Consider the following 16884-nt stretch of genomic DNA (forward strand, 5'->3'; position numbering starts at 1 on the left):
AAAAAGTTAAGCTTTTAAATTCTTACAACCGATGTTTTCACAATCTGACGGAGTCCACATGTTCAAGTCCACCCTGCGTATCGCCTTCGCCTCGGCACTGGTATCGAGCGCGCTCTGCGCACCGGCCAGCGCGGCCAAGCAGACCTATCAGGATCTCGAGATCAACGGCGTGCTGCAGGAACTGGTCGGCCCGTCGCTGCGCTGCGCGTCGAAGTTCGGCGGTACCATCCTGGGCTTCGGCTCCAGCCCGTCGCTGGGCAAGGTCGGCTTCGTCGCCAATGACTGCATCACCCCGAACGGCACCTCGTTCACCTTCAGCGACGGCATCTTCGTTGTCACCATGCTGACCGGCGAGCAGCTGTTCGCCAAGTACGGCGGCCAGTTCGTGCCGACCGGCGAGGGTACCAAGTTCGTGTTCAACGGCGCCACCTTCACCATCACCGGCGGCACCGGCCGCTACTTCAAGGCCACCGGAGGCGGCGACCTGAACGGCGGCGAAGACATGAAGACCGGCCAGGGCACGATCCAGCTCAAGGGCCGCATCCTGCTGAAGAAGTAAGCGCCTCGACCGGCCGGTGCGCGAGGCGGGGGCGGCCTCCGGCGCGCCTGCAGGGCGCGTGCTACCATCGAACTTTTGCTCGTCGCCAATGGCGGCAATCGTTTCGCATGCCTCACCGGATCCGCCCGATGCTTCGAGGCGACCTGGACGCCGTCATGGAGGTCCAGGCCGCCTGTTACCCTCCCGCGATGCAGGAAGCGCGCGCCATCGTCGCGGCGCGCCTGCAGTCGTCCGCCGCCACCTGCGCGGTTGCCAGCGACGCCGGCGGCGTGTGCGGCTATCTGTTCGCCTATCCGTCGCGCCTGGGCGCGGTTACCGATCTCGGGGCCGTGTTCGACCCTGCCGCCGACCCCGATACCCTCTACCTGCATGACCTGTCGGTGGCGCCGCGCGCGCACGGCGCCGGGCTGGCGCGCGCGCTGGTCGGGCGCCTGCTCGACACCGGCCGTGCCCGGGGCCTGCGCCATGCGGCCCTGGTGTCGGTGCAGGACAGCGCGCGCTTCTGGGCCGGCTTCGGTTTCCAGGTCAGCCCGGCGCCAGACGCACAGACCGGCCTGGCCACCTATCCCGGCGGCGCGATCTACATGACACGCCCGCTTCACCAACCCTGATATCGAAGGAATACCATGACCCAAGTCACCGTCATCGCCACCCTGCATGCACGCCCCGGCCAGGAAGCGGCGCTCGAAGCGCGCATGCGTACCATGATCGAAGCCACGCGCAGGGAGGCCGGCTGCATCCGCTACGACATGCACCGCGCCGCCGACGACGCAGCCAGCCTGGTGATGGTCGAGTACTGGGTCAGCGCCGAGGCGCTGCAGTCGCACGACGACAGCGCCCACATGGCGGCGCTGGTGGCCGATCTGCCGGCGCTGATCGACCGTCCGGTCGAGATCCGCAAGCTGGCGCCGGTGGTCTGACTGTCGGAAAATTTAACACTAGTAAATACGTAACTCATCCAGAAAATAATTTCTTGATTTAAATCAAAGAAGTAGCTCGTGGAAATGTTACTGGCTTATTTCTTGCTTCTTGTTATTCAGAGTTACCTGAGGAGCGAAATGATGTTACGTATTACTTCTTCCGTGTTGGTCGCAGCCGCCTTGCTGGCCCAATCGTTGGCCCAAACCGCCCAAGCGGGCGTCCTGTACACCTGGCACCAGACCGCCGCATCCGAGAATATGGCCGGACCGATGAAGCTGGAAATGGTGTTTTCCGATGCAGCCGTCAAGGCCGGCAAGCTGAAACTGGATTTCGAGGCGGCCTGCTATCTCGACCAGTGCATCTATCCGCAGAACAGTCTGCTGTCGCTGAAGTTCTGGCTCGATGGCGAGAATGGCGATGGCACCTATACCCGGCTGAACTACATCGACTTCCATTACCGTACCTATCCGCAATACGGTTCGGATTCGATCAAGCTCGACCTGAACTTCCTGCCGAACGGGATGTTGAGCGGCTTCATCCTCGCCAATGACACCAACAGCCACTTCATCATGCAAAGCACCGGCACCTCGTTCGAGATGCTCGATACGCGCAGCGATGTCGGCCCGTGCGGTGAAATGGATGTGTCCTGCTACGGCGAACTGGGCGAACTGCGGGCGCAGATCCCGGAACCGTCGAGCGCCGCCATCGCCGGCCTCGGCCTGCTGGCCGCCTGGTTCGGCCGCCGCCGCCGGCGCTGATCGATTCCCTGTCCCTACGCGGCCTGTTCGATCCGGTCCCGGATCCAGGCCGCGCAATCGGCCGCGCGCAGCGGCTTCGAGTAGAAAAATCCCTGGATCTGGTCGCACTCGGCGCGCCGTAATGCCGCCACCTGGTCCGACGTTTCCACGCCTTCCGCCACCACCGCCAGATGCAGCCGGTGCGCCATGGCGATCATCGCTCCCACGATGGCCAGCGATTCGGCGCTGTGCGCCATGTCCTGGATAAAGGATTTGTCGATCTTGAGCTTGTCGATCGGCAGCCGGTTCAGGTAGGCGAAGCTCGAATAACCCGTGCCGAAATCGTCGATGCTGAGCGTCACGCCGAGCGCGCGCAACTGCCGCATCACCACCACGCTGCGCGCCGGGTCGGCCATCGACAGGCTTTCGGTCAGCTCGATCTCCAGCACCTCGGGCGCGATGCCGGCTTCACTCAGCAGGCCCGACACCAATGCCACCACATCGGTCTGCAGGAACTGGCGCGCCGACAGGTTCACCGCCACCGGCAGCGGCGGCAGGCCCTCGGCCTGCCACGTCGCCAGCTGGGCCACGGCGGTGCGCAGCGCCCACTCGCCGATCGGCACGATCAGGCCGGTTTCTTCGGCGATCGGCACGAATTCTTCGGGCGAGATCACGCCGAATTCCGGATGCTGCCAGCGCAGCAGCGCCTCGAAGCCGGCGGCCTGGCCGCTGCGCAGGTCGATCTTGGGCTGGTATTGCAGGAACAGTTCGCCGCTGTCGGCGGCGCGCCGCAGGTGGCTCTCCAGCGTCAGCCGCCGGCCCAGTTCGCGGCGCTGCCCGGCGGCGAATTGCGCGATGGCGCCGCCGCCCAGCGCCTTGGCATGGCGCATGGCGCTGGCGGCATTGTTCAGCAGCGCGTCGGCATCGTCGCCATCGTCGGGATAGCGCGCGTAGCCGATGCTGCAGGTGAGAGCGATCTCGTTGCCGCCGGCGATGATCTGGCGGTTCACCGCCGCCATCAGTCGCCCCAGCAGTTCGCGGGAGCGGGTCTCGTCGCCGGCGTCGTTGAGCAGCAGGACGAACTCGTCGTTGCCGGCGCGCGCCAGCATGTCGCCGTCGCCCAGGTGCTGCTGCAGGCTGCGCGTGACCGCCACCAGCGCTTCGTCGCCGGCCCGGTGGCCCAGCAGTTCATTGAGGCGTTTGAAACGGTCCAGGTTGACGCAGGCCACCACCGCACTGGCCGCGCGGTCGCGCCAGCGCACGATGCCGTTCTGGATCGCGCGCACCAGCGCCTGGCGGTTGGCCAGTCCGGTCAGCACGTCGTGCGTCAGGAAGAACTCGACCTCGGCAGCGGCGGCCGGCAGACCGGGAGCGGTTGCGCGTCCGGCGCCACCGGGCTGGCCTGCCAGCTGGGCGTGCAGCGACTGCGCCGCCGCCGCCAGCTGGCGGTGATAGATCATCTGCTCGACCATGCGCGCCAGGTCGCGCAGGCATTCCAGGTCGGCGTCGGCCAGGGTGCGCGCTTCGTGGTCGAGTACGCACAGGGTGCCGATCTTCATCCGGTCGACCGAGTACAGCTGCACCCCGGCATAGAAGCGCACGTGCGGCTCGCCGGTGACGATCGGGTTGCCGGCGAAGCGCCGGTCGAGGGTGGCATCCGGCACCACCATCGGCTCGTCGCCAAGGATGGCGTGGCCGCAGAACGAGATGTCGCGCGCCGTCGATTGCAGCTCGAAGCCGCAGCGCGACTTGAACCACTGGACGTCCTTGCCGACCAGCGACACCAGGGCGATCGGTGTCCTGGTGACGCGGCTGGCGATGCGGGTGATGCGGTCGAAAGCTTCCTCGGGCGCGCTGCCGAGCAGGTGGGTGGCGTGCAGGGCGGCGAGGCGCCGCACCTCGTCGAGCGGGATGCGCGGTGCTTGCATGCCTGATGGTCCAAGTCCACGGGCGGATGGTCCGGGAAAACCCGGCCGCGCCGGCAGCCCGTGAGCGCCGGCGGTCATAAGCATTACGGCGGTATTACGTCATATGTATTACGTCAGATGCATTACGCCAGATGTGGCCGCTGTTTGCAAATGCCGGGCCGAACCGTGCGGGGGCCCGGCCTGCCGGCGCGCTAGGCCAGCGCGGACAGCAGGGCGGCGGTGTCGTGGGCTCCCATGCGCTGCGCCGCGTCCAGTGCGCTCACGCCGTCGGCGTCGCGCGCGGCCGGGTTCGCGCCGCGTTCGATCAGCAGGCGCAGGATGTCGCTGCGGTTGAACATGGCGGCGAACATCAGTGCGGTCTTGCCCGACGGTCCGGCGTGGTCGGGCCGCGCGCCCCGGTCGAGCAGCAGGGTGGCGACGCCGAGGTCGCCCTTGAAGGCGGCGCCGTGCAGCGGGGTCTGGCCGGCATCGTTCATCAGTTCGGGATCGGCGCCGTGTTCGAGCAGTACGCGCGACGCGTCCAGGTGACCGTGGTAGGCGGCCAGCATCAGCAGGCTGTCGCCGCGCTCGTTACGCAGATTGGGCGGCAAGCCCTGGGAGAGCAGGGCGCCGAGCGGTTCGGCCTCGCCGGCGCGCGCATGCTGGAATACCTGGCGCACCCAGGCGAGGGTGGCTTCGTCGAGTTCAGGCGCGGCGCCGCTTGGGGAATTGGCTGGCTGGTCGGGCTGCATGGTGACTCCGAGTGATGTCGATGTCCGATTAAAACATATCGGGTGTCGCGCTGCGAAAGGGAGACGGCGCTCTGCTATAAAAGTAACTAACCAACAGCAGGCGAATGTCATGCTAGCACATACCCGGCACTGACTACGATACAAACAACGAAACGCACAGAGCCACCAGGAACAGCGGTGGCACTGCGCGCTTCACGCATCGCTTCCGACGGATCAAGCCGTGCGGCGCGCCGCCGTATGCTCGGCCGCTTCCATCAGCCACACCGGCAGCGCCACGGCCGGGAGCAGCATACCCGCCACCAGCGCGGCGCCGAATCCATATTCCGCGTACAGCCAGCCGCCCAGTGCCGAACCGAACGCGCCGCCGGCGAAGAACAGGGCGAAGTACAGGCCGTTCAGGCGGCTGCGCACTTCGGCGCCGAGCGTGAACAGGGCGCGCTGGCCGAGCACCAGGTTGGCGGCGACGGCGGCGTCGAGCACGATCGCAGACAGGGCCAGCAGGGCCAGCGCCGGTGCCTTGGCCTGTGGCGCGAACAGCGGCAGGGCGAAGCTCAGGCTGCCCAGCACCAGGGCCAGCGCGGTGGCGCCCAGGGTGCGGCCGGCGTCGGCCAGGCGGCCGGCGATCGGCGAGGCCACGGCGCCGGCCATGCCGACCAGCGCGAACACCGCGATGCCGTTCTGGCTCAGGCCGAACCGCGCGCTGCCGAGCGCCTGCGGCACCACGGTCCAGAACAGGCTGAAGGCGCCGAACAGGCCGGCGTGGTACAGCGCACGGCGGCGCAGCACGACGGTGCTGGTGAACAGCGACCACAGCGAACCGATCAGCGCGGTGTAGCGCAGCGGCGAGGTTGGACGGCGCTGCGGCAACTTGAAGTGCAGCAGCACAGCCAGGCCCAGCACCAGCGCCGCCGCGATGCCGAACACGGCGTGATAGCCGCCGGCACCGGCCAGGAGGCTCGCCACCGGACGCGCCAGCATGATCCCCAGCAGCAGGCCGCTGACCACCTTGCCGACGGTGCGGCCGCGGGTCGCTTCGGGCGCCAGGTGGGCGGCGAACGGCACCAGCACCTGGGCCACCACCGCACCCAGGCCGATGGCCAGCGCGGCGAGCAGGAATTGCCAGGCCTGGTTCGCGCTCGCCGCCAGCAGCAGGGCGGCTCCAGTGGCCACCAGGCCGCCGACGATCAGGCGCCGGTTTTCCAGCAGGTCGCCCAGCGGCACGATGAACAGCAGGCCGAGCGTGTAGCCGATCTGGGTCAGGGTCACCACCAGGCCGGCGGCGGCCGGCGGCATGCCGAGGGCGGCGCTGATCGAGCCGACCAGCGGCTGGGCGTAGTACAGGTTGGCGACGATGATGCCGGCAGCGGCGGCCAGCAAGGCCGTCATGCCGGGTGAGATGGACTGGTACTTGGAGGGTTTCATGGTGCTGTTCCTTTCAGGAGCGGGTATAGGGAAACATTCTAGGACGAGGATGCTGAAAGATAATTAGTGCATAATGCACCTACATAATTCATTTAAAATGAACAATCATGGACAAGGTCAAGGCCATGCAAACCTTCGTGCGGATCGTCGAGGCCAACAGCTTCTCGAAGGCCGCCGAATCGCTCAACCTGCCGCGCGCTGCGCTGACGGCGACCATGCAAAAGCTGGAGCGCCATCTGGGCGCACAGCTCCTGCAGCGCACCACGCGCCGGCTGTCGCTCACCCCCGAGGGCGAGCGCTACTACCGGCAATGCGGCGAGATACTGGCTGCAATCGAGGCTGCCGAAGCGGCGTTCCTGGGCGAAGCGGGCCAGCACCTGCAGGGCAGCCTGCGTATCGACCTGCCGGGCGCGCTCGGGCGCGCCATCATCCTGCCGCGCATCGCTCAATTCCGTGAGCGCCATCCCGGGCTGGACCTGACCATCAGCCTGAGCGACCGCCTGGTCGACCTCACCGCCGAAGGCGTCGACTGCGCACTGCGCGTCGGCGCCCTGCAGGATTCGGCACTGGTGGCGCGCCGCATCGGCCTGATGCGCTTCGCGATCGCTGCTGCGCCGGCCTATCTGGCGCGGCGCGGTGTCCCGGTGTCGGTCGACGACATCGCCGGCCATGCCGGCATCGTGCATTTCTCGGGCCGCACCGGGCGCGCATTCCCCTGGCAACTGCAGCAGGGCGCGCTGGTGCGCGAGGCCGCGCCGCACGGCGCCATCGCCGTCAACGACGCCGAGGGCAACCTGATCCTGGCCTTGCAGGGACTCGGCCTGGCGCAGCTGGCGCGCTACCAGATGCGCGCCCATGCCGGCCAGCTGGTCGAGGTCGTGCCGGAGGCGCCGCCGACCCCGATGCCGGTGTCGCTGCTGTACCCGCAGGCGCGCAGCGCCAATGCCCGCCTGCGTGCCTTCGCCGATTGGCTGGCCGCGCTGTTCGCCGACGATCCGGACCTGCGCCTGGAAGATTGAGGCCGCGCGCGTGCCGCACTGCACGCCGGTGGCGGTCATGCCGCACATGCCACGGTCCCCAGGTGGTAGCGGCGTCCCAGGTCGTCGGCCGGCATCGGCGCCGCGAACAGGTAGCCCTGAAAGCGTTCGCAACCGAGCAGGCGCAGGTGCTGCCACTGCTCGGCCGTCTCGACGCCTTCGGCCACCAGGTCCAGCCCCAGGCTGTCGGCGAGGTGCACGATCGCCTGCACGATGCCGGCCGCGCTCGGGTTGGTCAGCATGTCGCGCACGAACGACTGGTCGACCTTGAGCTGGTCGAGCGGCAGGCGGCGCAGGTAGTTGAGCGACGAGTAGCCGGTGCCGAAGTCGTCCAGCGCGAAGCCAATGCCGAGCGCGCGCAGGGTGCCGATGCGCTCGGCCATGTCTTCCGCATCCTGTACCAGCATGCTTTCGGTGAGTTCGAACTTGAGCCGGCGCGGGTCGGCGCCGCTGCGCTCGAGGATGGCGCGGACCCGCTCCACGAAACCGCTGCCCTGGAACTGGCCGGCGCTGACATTGACGGCGATCGACAGGCAGGCGCTGGCCGGATGGTGCGACCAGGCCGCCAGCTGGGCGCAGGCCGCCTCCAGCACCCAGTCGCCGATGGCGACGATCAGTCCGGCCTTTTCGGCCTGGCCGATGAAGGCCGACGGCGAGACCAGGCCGTGCTGCGGATGGTGCCAGCGGATCAGGGCTTCGACCCCGGTCATTGCGCCGCCGGCGTCGACCACCGGCTGGTAGTACAGCACGAATTCATGGTCGACCAGGGCCTGGCGCAGGTCGGCTTCGAGCCGGGTGGCGGCATCGACCGCCGCCTGCATGCCGGGATCGAAGAAGCGGAAGGTGGCGCGGCCGGCCGCCTTGGCTTCGTACATCGCCATGTCGGCCTGGCGCAGCAGGTCGCCGATGGTGTGGTGGGCATCCCCGAACAGCACTACGCCGATGCTCGGCGTGCTGCGCAGCTCGTGGCCCTCGAGCTGGTAGGGCATGCTCAGGGTGTCGAGCACCTTCTGGGCCACGATCTCGGCGGTGCCCGCGGCCGCGCCGGGCGCCGCGCCCAGGTCTTCCAGCAGCACCACGAACTCGTCGCCGCCCAGGCGCGCCACGGTGTCGGCTTCGCGCGTGACCAGCTGCAGCCTGAACGCCACCATCTCGAGCAGGCGGTCGCCCATGTCGTGCCCCAGGGTGTCGTTCAGGGTCTTGAAGTTGTCCAGGTCGACGAACAGCACCGCGCCGTAGCCGCCGGCGCGTCCGGCCTTGGCCAGCGCGTGGCCGAGCCGGTCCATCAGCAGGCGCCGGTTGGGCAGGTTGGTCAGGCCGTCGTAGAACGCCAGGTGGGCGATCTCGGCCTCGGCGTGGCGGCGCGCGCTGATGTCGGAACGCGTGCCCAGCATGCGCAGTGCGCGCCCGTCCGGCCCGCGCGCGACGGCCTTGCCGCGCGACTGGATCCAGACCCAGTGGCCGGCGCGGTGGCGCAGGCGGAACTCGGCCTCGAAGCTCTGGCTCAGGCCCGCCTTGTGACGTTCCAGTTCGCTCGCGAAGGCGTCGGCGTCCTCCGGATGCACCAGCGCGTTCCAGTCGACCTGGCCTTGTTCCTGTTCCAGCAAGGTGTACCCGAGCATGGCGCAGCCGCGCGCATCGACGCGCAGGCGCTGCCGTTCCAGATCCCAGTCCCACAGGCCGAGACTGGCTCCGTTCAGGGCCAGCTCGACACGCTCGGCGGCGTCGCTGCGGTCCAGTTCAGCCGCATGCTCGAGCACGCGCAGCGCGCGGCGCCGGGACTGGGCCATCACCAGGCCGGCGCAGCAGGTCAGCCAGAACAGGCTCCAGCCGACGATGCAGGTCAGCGCCAGGCGGCGCCACGGACGGGTCACCTCGGCCGCCTCGCGCCCGAGTGCGATCACCAGCTCGCGGTTCATCTGCAGACCGTCGAGCGTCATGCCGCGCCGGACCACCAGCCGTTCGACGCCGTCGTCAGCCCGCTCGGGCAGGCCGCGCCGCATCATGGCCGGGTCGGGCGGCACGTACAGCAGGCGTCGGCCGCCGGCGTCGGCGATCGCGATGTACATGTCCGGTGCGTACAGCGCCGAGCGCATCACGGCGTCGAAGTAGTCGGGATTCAGGATCGCGCTGACCGCCCCGCGCCCGCAGCCGTTGTCGAGCCCGAGCGACATCGAGACCTTGATGTTGAATTCGCCCGGCGCGTTCTCGAACGGATCGGACACCGTCATCGCGCTCGCATTGCACAGGTGGTGCAGGCCGTCCAGGTAGCGCCGGTCATCCAGGCGGCGGTCGCCGATGTCGTCGTCCGACAGCGCGATGCGTCCGTCGGCGCCGATCGACAGCAGGGCGCGTACCCCCGGCATCGAACGCCGCAGCGACTGCAGCAGCGTGCGGCGGCAGGCGCTGTCGCAGCTGCTGTCGGGCTGCAGCGCATGGCGCGCGCTGTCGAGGGCCGAGCGCACGCCGGCCAGCTGGCGGTACAGCGCCTGGTCGATCACCAGCGACTGGGCGCGCATGCGCGCGGCGTCGCCTTCGATGGCGCCGGCGCGTTCGGTCAGGATCATGTACAGCAGGATCGCGCCGCTCGACAGCAGGCCGGCGGCGAACAGGATCCATTCGGTCAGGTGGCGGCGCGATGGCGGCAGTTGCGGTTGAAGTTGTGCGGGCATGTCAGGTTCCTCCATGCTGCACATTCTGGGCGGGACCGCGCCCGCCCGCTATCACACCTGAGTATGATCGGGTATGAGTTGCGGTTTCGCATCCGCGACCGCATCCGCGACCGCATCCGCGCCGCCTGCCGCGTCGGCGATGAAGGCGGTCGCGGCGGCAGCATCCATCGGCCGGCCGTAGTGGTAGCCCTGGATCTGGTCGCAGCCCCAGTCGCACAGCAGGCAACGCTGGGCGGACGTCTCGACGCCCTCCGCGATCACCTGCAGCCCCAGGTTGTGGCCGAGGCCGATGACCGCCTGCACGATGGCGGCGTCGGCGCCGGCGCAGCCGGCTTCGCCGCCGGCCCGGATGTCGAGCGCACGCACGAAGGACTGGTCGATCTTCAGCTTGTGGATGGCGAAGCGCTTGAGGTAGGCCAGGCTCGAATGGCCGGTGCCGAAGTCGTCGATCGACAGCTTGAGGCCGAGCGCGCGTAGCGAGCGCAGCAGCGCTTCGGCACGCTCCCCGCCTTCCACCATCACGCCCTCGGTGATCTCGAGTTCGATCGCCGCCGGCGGCGCGCCGCTGGTGCGCAGCGTGCGCCTGACCATGTCGGCAAAGCCCGGCTGGGCGAACTGGCGCGGCGACACGTTGACCGCCACCACCAGCGGCGGCGCGCCGGCCGCGCGCCACAGCACCGCCTGGCGGCAGGCCTGCTGCAGCACCCATTCGCCGATCTGCACGATCAGGCCGCTCGCCTCGGCCAGCGGGATGAAGTCGGCCGGCGACACCTGGCGTTCATCGTGGCGCCAGCGCAGCAGGGCTTCGAAGCCGACCAGCGCGCCATCGGCCAGACGCTGCTGCGGCTGGTAATGGAGCTCGAGCTGGCCGCGCTCGATCGCGCGCCTGAGCGCCGTTTCCAGTTCCAGGCGCTGGGCGCTGCGCGCGTTCAGGCCGGCGCTGTAGGCCAGTGCGCGGTCGCCGCCGCCGTGGCGCAGCAGCGCCGCGGCGTCGGCGCCGTCCTGCGGCGTGCCGGCCAGGCCCAGGCTCAGGCTCGAGAACACTTCGTGGCCGTCGACCGCGAACGGCGTGCGCACGCTGCGCAGCAGCGCCTCGACCGCGCCCAGCAGCGCCAGGTCGTCGCGCCCCAGCCGGTACAGCACCGCGATGTTGGCGCCGTCCAGCCGGTATGGCTGGCCGCCGTGAAGCTGGGCCATGGTGTCGATGCGCGCCACCATGCTCTGGATCATGCGGTCGCCGAAGCCGTGGCCGTAGCTGCCGATGACGGCGCCGAAGCGGTCGATGGTGCCCAGCACCAGGGTGGCCGGCAGGTCCGGGCCCAGGCGCTGCAGGGCCAGGTCGAGGCTGCGCCGGTCCGGCAGGCCGGTCAGCGGATCGTGGCCGGCCTGGTGCGCCAGCTCGTCCTCGCTGCGAAAGCGCTCGCGCAACTGCCAGATCATGAAGGCCGCCGTGGCCAGCGCGAACAGGTTGAACAGGTGGACCATGCGCGTGATGCGCGCGATGTCCCGCTCGATATCGCCGCCGATCGCGGGCGCGATGTTGCCGGGCGCCGGCTCGCGGCCGGCGTCGCCCGTGGCGGCGCGCCAGGGCGCGCTGCTGGCGCGCACCTGGGCGGTGGTCGATTCGAGGGTGAACGACAGCGCCGCGCCGCAGCCGATCACGCATGCCAGCAGCGCATAGATGGCCGGCCGCAGGCGGCGCGCAGCCAGGGCCTGGGCCAGCGTCGGGAAGCGGCGCGCCATCAGTAGATCGGCATGTCGGGCGCCAGCGCCGCCTCGATGCAGCGGATCATGACGTCGCCGTCGAACGGCTTGCCCAGGAAGCAGCAGGCGCCGGCGGCGAAGGCGCGCTTGCGCAGCGCTTCCTCGGGGAAGGCGGTGATGAAGATCATGGGCACGGTGTGCCCTTCGCGGCGCAGGCGCTCCTGCAGGTCGATCCCGGTCATGCCGGGCATCTGGACATCGGTGACGACCACCGCGCTGTCGGCGACGGCGCCGGCCGCGATGAAATGTTCGGCCGACCCGAACAGGGCGGCGGCAAAACCGAGCGAGCGCACCAGGCTGCCGAGCGCCTGGCGCACCGATTCGTCGTCGTCGATGATGGAAATTGTTTGCTGGTGTGACACGATGCGCTCCGGTTCAGGAGGCGAAAGGCATCCTGTTGTCGCAAGCAGGATAGCCGGATTCGCGGCCGCGCGACATCATACCCGGGTATAGGATCGGGCGTGGATCAGGAGTGCGCACCGGCGCCCAGGCCGAGCGCTTCGGCCATGCGCACCAGGTCGGCGAAGGTCTTGGCCTGCATCTTGCGCATTGCGTTCGCACGATGGATCTTGACCGTGATCTCGCTGGTGCCGACCTGGCCGGCGATCTGTTTGTTCATCAGGCCGCTCGCCGCCAGGCCCATGATCTCGCGCTCGCGCGGCGTCAGCCCGGCATAGCGCGCCGCCAGGGCATCGGCCGCGCGTGCGCTGGCGCGCCGCTCGTGGTCGCGCGCCAGCGCCGCCGCCACCGCGTCGAGCAGGTCCTGCTCGCGAAACGGCTTGGCCAAAAAGTCGACCGCGCCGGCCTTCATCGCACGCACCGTCATCGGGATATCCCCGTGGCCGGTCATGAACACGACCGGCAGCGCGATCCGGCGGCGCGCCAGTTCGGCCTGGAAATCGAGCCCGCTGGCGCCCTGCAAACGCACGTCGAGCAGCAGGCAGCAGGCCCGCTCCGGCAGCGTGGCGGCCAGGAACTCGGCGCCGGAGGCATAGCCGGCGACCTGGAAGCCGCACGAACGCAGCAGGCTCGACAGGGAAGCGCGCAGGCCGGCGTCGTCGTCGACGATGAATACCAGCGGCGCGTCGCCGGACTGGACGGGCGTCATGACGCCACCTTCGCGGCCAGGGCGGCACTCGGCAGGCTGAACGCGATGGTGGCGCCGGGACCGGCCGTGGGCAGGGCCCGGATCCGTCCGCCATGGGCGTCCACGATCGAGCGGCAGATCGCCAGGCCCATCCCCATGCCATCGGCCTTGGTGGTGTAGAAGGCTTCGAACAGGCGTCCGGCCTGGGCTTCGCTCAAGCCGGGGCCGGTGTCGGACACCGCGACCTCGACCTGGCCGCCGTCCAGGCGGGTGCCGACCACGATGCGGCGCGCGCGCCGGGGCGCGTCGGGAGCGGCGCCGTCGATGGCCTGCATCGCATTCATCAGCAGGTTGATCACCACCTGCTGCAACTGCACGGCGTCGCCTTCGACGGGCGGCAGCTTGGGCGCCAGGCGCAGTTCGAACACGATGCGGTGGTTGCTCAGCTCGCGCTGGACCAGGGCCGCGGTGTCGTGCAGCAGGGTACCGAGGTCGAGCGGCAAACGTTGCGCCTCGCCCTTGCGTGCCAGCGCCCGGATGCGCTTGATGACTTCGCTGGCGCGGCAGGTGTCGGCCAGGATCCGGTCGAGCGCCAGGCGTGCCTCGAGCAGGTCCGGCTGCGGGCGGTTCAGCCAGCGCAGGCAGGCATTGCCGTTGGTGCTGACGGCCGCCAGCGGCTGGTTGACTTCGTGCGCGATCGACGCCGCCAGCTCGCCCAGGGTGGTGACGCGGGTCGCGTGCGCCAGCTGGGCCTGGGTTCGGTGCAGTGCCTCGGACGCCGCGTGCGCCGCGCTGACGTCCATCAGTGCGCCAAGGTATTCGAACTGGCTGCCGCGTACTGCCGCCAGGCGCGCGATCATGTGCACGTGCTTGATCACCCCGTCGGGCAGGCACAGGCGATGGCGCAGTTCGATCGTCGGTTCGCCGCGTGCGGCCTGCTCGGTCGCCAGCGTGATCAGGTGGCGGTCGTCGGGGTGGGTCTGTTCGCGCACCAGGTCGAGGGTCGGGGTCTGGTCCAGCCCGACGCCGAAGATGCGCGCGGCTTCGTCCGACCAGTACAGCGCGCCGCCCGGCGCCTGGAAGCGAAAACTGCTGGTGCGGCTGATGCGCTGGGTGCTGGCCAGGAAGGCTTCGGACAGGCGCAGCGATTCGGAGCGCTGGCGCAGAGACTCGGTCGCGTCCATGCCGGCCATGGCCAGCAGGGTGGTGATCGCGATCGCGGCGACGCTGACCACGCAGCGCGCCATCGGACTCGAGACCAGCTCGTGGTGGGTGAGCGCGAATGCGACCACCGTCAGCATGGCGCAGGCCACGCCGGTAAGCAGCACGCCGCGGCGCGGCCAGACGCTGGTCGCGCACAGCACCACCACCACGTACAGGACGGCGATGGCGATATCGAGCGCCGTGAAGGCGTCGATCGCGAAGATCGCGAGGGTGAGCAGCACCATGCCGGCGGCCCGCAAGTTCGAGCTGGGAGACTGGAACATGTTCTCTTTCTGTTTTTATAGGCGGCGCGCGGCCGCATCCCGTTTGTTTGTCTTTCGACCATCTGAAGTATATGGCAAGTAACCGTTCGGTGCGAGTGGCAGGACATCACACCAAGGTATAGGTTGGCGATACCAACATGGCATGGCCGGCCCGGTGCTGGAAATCTATGATCGCTTCCTGTACCGATCCGGGCGCCGCTGGGGAGCCCGTCAACCGAGGAGAACAGACAATGGAATGGTTCCGGGACTTGAAAATCGCCACCAAGATCATGCTGGCGGTGGCATCGATGGCGGCGCCGATGGTGCTGCTGGCCGCGTTCGGCATGGCCCAGATGGGCAGGCTGCATGCGGTGGTCGACGAGATGCGCGACAAGTGGCAGCCCAGCGTCAGCCAGATCCTCGACATCAAGGGCGCGCTGCTGCGCTACCGCACCTACGAGGTGCAGCATGTGCTGTCCGACCGCGACGCCGACCACGATCACTACGAGGCCGCGATGGCGCGCCAGATGGCCGACCTGGACGCCAGGATGGTGCGCTACCGCGCCCTGGTCCACGGCGGGGCGGAGGGCGCGACGCTGGCGCAGTTCGAGCAGTCGCTGGCCGCCTACCGCCGCGCTGCGCGCCAGGTGCTCGAACTGTCGCGCGCAGGCGACAAGGCAGCGGCGCGCACGCTGCTGCGGGGAGAGTCGCGCCGCCACAACTTCCGCAGCGCCGACCTGGTGACGTCCCTGGTCGATATCGACGCAGCGGGCAGCGCGGCTGCGGCCGCGCGCGCCGGGGAGGTCTACCGCCAGGCGCGCGCCAGCGCGCTGGCGCTGCTGGCCGGCGCGCTGCTGTCGGGCGCACTGCTGGCATTCTGGATCGCGCGCCAGATCGCGGCGCCGCTGCAGGAGGCGGTGGCGCTGGCCGGGCGCGTGGCCCAGGGACGGCTCGACGGCGCGATCGTCGCGCGCGGGAAGGACGAAACCGGGCAGCTGCTGGTGGCGCTGGCGCGCATGCATGCGCGCCTGGAAGACATGGTGCGCCAGATCCGCCTCGGCGCGGCCCAGGTGGAGCGGGTGGCGGGCGACATCGTGGCCGGCAGCCGTGAACTGGCCCAGCGCGCCGGGGCACAGGCCGCAACGCTGGAAGAAACCGCCGCCACGATGGAAGAGATGAGCGCCACGGTGGCCGGCAACGCGGCGCGCGCGGTGCGCGCCAGCGAGCTGGCCGGGCAGGGCGCGCGCGCCGCGGCCGACGGCGCCGGCGCGATGGAAGAGGTGGGCGCCACCATGGCCGGCATCAGCGATTCGGCGCAGCGCATGTCGGGCATCGTGGCGGTGATCGACGAGATCGCATTCCAGACCAACCTGCTGTCGCTGAATGCCTCGGTGGAGGCGGCGCGCGCCGGCCAGAGCGGACGTGGCTTCGCGGTGGTGGCGGGCGAGGTGCGCCACCTGGCCAGCCGCAGCGCCGGCGCGGCGCGCGAGATCCGCCATCTGATCGAGGAATCGCTGGCGCGGGTGCGCGCCGGTGCCGCGGTAGCCGCCAGCGCGGGCGCCGCCGTCCGCGATGTCGCCGCCGGTGCCGGCGAGGTGGCCGTCATCGTGGCCGAGATCAGCGCCGCCTCGCGCGAACAGAGTGCCGGCGTCGAACAGCTGAGCAGTTCGCTGGCGGCAATCGACCAGGCGACGCGCCACGATGCCGAGCTGGCCGGCCACGCGCTGGCGTCGACCGCGGAACTGGAGCGCCAGGCGGTGGGGCTGGCCGGCCTGGTGGCGGCGTTCCGCCTGCCCGAAACGGCTGCAGCGGCCGCGCATGGGGCGGGCGCGGCAGCGCCGCAAACCGTCGCGCGCCGCCTGCTGCGCCTGCCCGCCGCAGCGGTGCCGGCATGAGCCTGCGCTGCCTGGTTCGACTGGAGGATGGCATGCTGCGATCGTCCGGCCTGCGCATCTTACTGATGACCTGCGCGGTCCTGCTGTTGACCTTCGGCGCGACCGCGATCATCGTCAATACTCCGTTGCCGGAGCGCGGCGTCGCGATCCGCTAGGGGTTCTTCGGCGCGCCGTTGTCGGCTATCATGCGCGCTGCGCCGGGGCCAGGCTGTCATCCCCGGGCCGCAGCGCCCGATTGTCGTTACAGCGTCCACAGGAGTACAGATGAAGAAGTCCATGATCCTGGCAGCGGCCTTTGCCGCCGCCACCGCCATGCCCGCAGCCCAGGCGAACCCGGAACTGGCCAAGGCCAAGGCCTGCATGGCGTGCCACGCCGTCGGGTCCAAGCTGGTCGGCCCGTCCTACAAGGACGTCGCCGCCAAGTATGCGAAAGACGCCGGCGCCGAAGCGCGCCTGGCGCAAAAAATACGCAAGGGCAGCAGCGGCACCTGGGGCCCGATCCCGATGCCGGCCAACGGCCAGGTCAGCGAAGCCGAGGCGCAGACGCTGGCCAGGTGGATCCTGGCACAGAAATGATGAGGGGCGGCGCTTTCGGGCGCCGCTTTTTTTTGGCGCTGTCACCGTTAGCTAGGGATAAGTCTGATTGCGATGCTTAGCAATTGTTC

General features: G+C 69.4%; 16 protein-coding genes. 8 read left to right on the plus strand and 8 right to left on the minus strand.

Annotation, left to right across the window (positions count from 1 at the left end; all coding sequences use genetic code 11):
* Positions 1-58 precede the first annotated feature (58 nt).
* The 4 genes from RTQ83_RS18535 (at position 59) to RTQ83_RS18550 (ending at position 2238) form a co-directional block, all read left to right on the plus strand.
* Positions 59-559 (plus strand): hypothetical protein, encoded by a 501-nt coding sequence (locus RTQ83_RS18535; RefSeq protein WP_312517666.1) that lies wholly within the window; start codon positions 59-61, stop codon positions 557-559.
* A gap of 128 nt (positions 560-687) precedes the next feature.
* Positions 688-1170, plus strand: coding sequence for a GNAT family N-acetyltransferase (locus tag RTQ83_RS18540; RefSeq protein ID WP_312517669.1), 483 nt, complete (start codon positions 688-690; stop codon positions 1168-1170).
* A 15-nt stretch (positions 1171-1185) separates the two neighbouring features.
* On the plus strand, positions 1186-1479 hold the full coding sequence (locus tag RTQ83_RS18545; RefSeq protein ID WP_312517672.1) for a putative quinol monooxygenase: 294 nt from the start codon (positions 1186-1188) through the stop codon (positions 1477-1479).
* A 195-nt stretch (positions 1480-1674) separates the two neighbouring features.
* Entirely contained in the window at positions 1675-2238 is a 564-nt protein-coding gene (locus RTQ83_RS18550; protein ID WP_312517676.1) for a PEP-CTERM sorting domain-containing protein, read from the plus strand.
* Positions 2239-2252: 14 nt separating this feature from the next.
* Here the strand turns inward: RTQ83_RS18550 and RTQ83_RS18555 are convergent, their stop codons facing one another.
* The 3 genes from RTQ83_RS18555 to RTQ83_RS18565 all read right to left on the minus strand — a co-directional run bounded on the left by RTQ83_RS18555 (position 2253) and on the right by RTQ83_RS18565 (position 6298).
* The gene (locus RTQ83_RS18555; protein ID WP_312517679.1) at positions 2253-4145 is read right to left on the minus strand and encodes a sensor domain-containing phosphodiesterase; all 1893 of its coding nucleotides are present in this window, start codon (positions 4143-4145) and stop codon (positions 2253-2255) included.
* Positions 4146-4336: 191 nt separating this feature from the next.
* On the minus strand, positions 4337-4876 hold the full coding sequence (locus RTQ83_RS18560; protein ID WP_312517681.1) for an ankyrin repeat domain-containing protein: 540 nt from the start codon (positions 4874-4876) through the stop codon (positions 4337-4339).
* Positions 4877-5089: 213 nt separating this feature from the next.
* Positions 5090-6298 (minus strand): MFS transporter, encoded by a 1209-nt coding sequence (locus RTQ83_RS18565; RefSeq protein ID WP_312517684.1) that lies wholly within the window; start codon positions 6296-6298, stop codon positions 5090-5092.
* 107 nt (positions 6299-6405) lie between these two features.
* Here RTQ83_RS18565 and RTQ83_RS18570 point away from each other — a divergent pair, with 107 nt between their 5' ends.
* Entirely contained in the window at positions 6406-7317 is a 912-nt protein-coding gene (locus tag RTQ83_RS18570; RefSeq protein WP_312517687.1) for a LysR family transcriptional regulator, read from the plus strand.
* A gap of 35 nt (positions 7318-7352) precedes the next feature.
* Here RTQ83_RS18570 and RTQ83_RS18575 read toward each other — a convergent pair whose 3' ends face one another.
* The 5 genes from RTQ83_RS18575 to RTQ83_RS18595 all read right to left on the minus strand — a co-directional run bounded on the left by RTQ83_RS18575 (position 7353) and on the right by RTQ83_RS18595 (position 14345).
* The gene (locus RTQ83_RS18575; protein ID WP_312517690.1) at positions 7353-10007 is read right to left on the minus strand and encodes an EAL domain-containing protein; all 2655 of its coding nucleotides are present in this window, start codon (positions 10005-10007) and stop codon (positions 7353-7355) included.
* Between the two features lie 51 nt (positions 10008-10058).
* Entirely contained in the window at positions 10059-11750 is a 1692-nt protein-coding gene (locus RTQ83_RS18580; protein WP_312517693.1) for a bifunctional diguanylate cyclase/phosphodiesterase, read from the minus strand.
* A complete protein-coding gene (locus RTQ83_RS18585) occupies positions 11750-12133 on the minus strand; it encodes a response regulator transcription factor (protein ID WP_312517696.1) in 384 nt (127 codons plus the stop codon). Before RTQ83_RS18585 ends, RTQ83_RS18580 begins: the two co-directional genes overlap by 1 nt.
* A gap of 104 nt (positions 12134-12237) precedes the next feature.
* Positions 12238-12879, minus strand: a complete 642-nt coding sequence (locus RTQ83_RS18590; protein WP_312517699.1) for a response regulator transcription factor — start codon at positions 12877-12879, stop codon at positions 12238-12240.
* Positions 12876-14345: an ATP-binding protein gene (locus RTQ83_RS18595; RefSeq protein WP_312517702.1), complete on the minus strand. Its 1470-nt coding sequence runs from the start codon at positions 14343-14345 to the stop codon at positions 12876-12878. The genes RTQ83_RS18590 and RTQ83_RS18595 overlap by 4 nt, the downstream gene beginning before the upstream one ends.
* Positions 14346-14575: 230 nt before the next feature.
* On the opposite strand from RTQ83_RS18595, the gene RTQ83_RS18600 reads away from it, so the two are divergent.
* The 3 genes from RTQ83_RS18600 (at position 14576) to RTQ83_RS18610 (ending at position 16795) form a co-directional block, all read left to right on the plus strand.
* The gene (locus RTQ83_RS18600; RefSeq protein ID WP_312517707.1) at positions 14576-16219 is read left to right on the plus strand and encodes a methyl-accepting chemotaxis protein; all 1644 of its coding nucleotides are present in this window, start codon (positions 14576-14578) and stop codon (positions 16217-16219) included.
* A gap of 32 nt (positions 16220-16251) precedes the next feature.
* Complete coding sequence (locus tag RTQ83_RS18605) at positions 16252-16374, plus strand: hypothetical protein (RefSeq protein WP_312517710.1); 123 nt, start codon at positions 16252-16254, stop codon at positions 16372-16374.
* 109 nt (positions 16375-16483) lie between these two features.
* The gene (locus RTQ83_RS18610; RefSeq protein WP_312517713.1) at positions 16484-16795 is read left to right on the plus strand and encodes a c-type cytochrome; all 312 of its coding nucleotides are present in this window, start codon (positions 16484-16486) and stop codon (positions 16793-16795) included.
* The last annotated feature ends 89 nt before the right edge of the window (positions 16796-16884 follow it).

The organism is Massilia sp. (assembly GCF_031995545.1).
Lineage (GTDB): Bacteria > Pseudomonadota > Gammaproteobacteria > Burkholderiales > Burkholderiaceae_D > Telluria.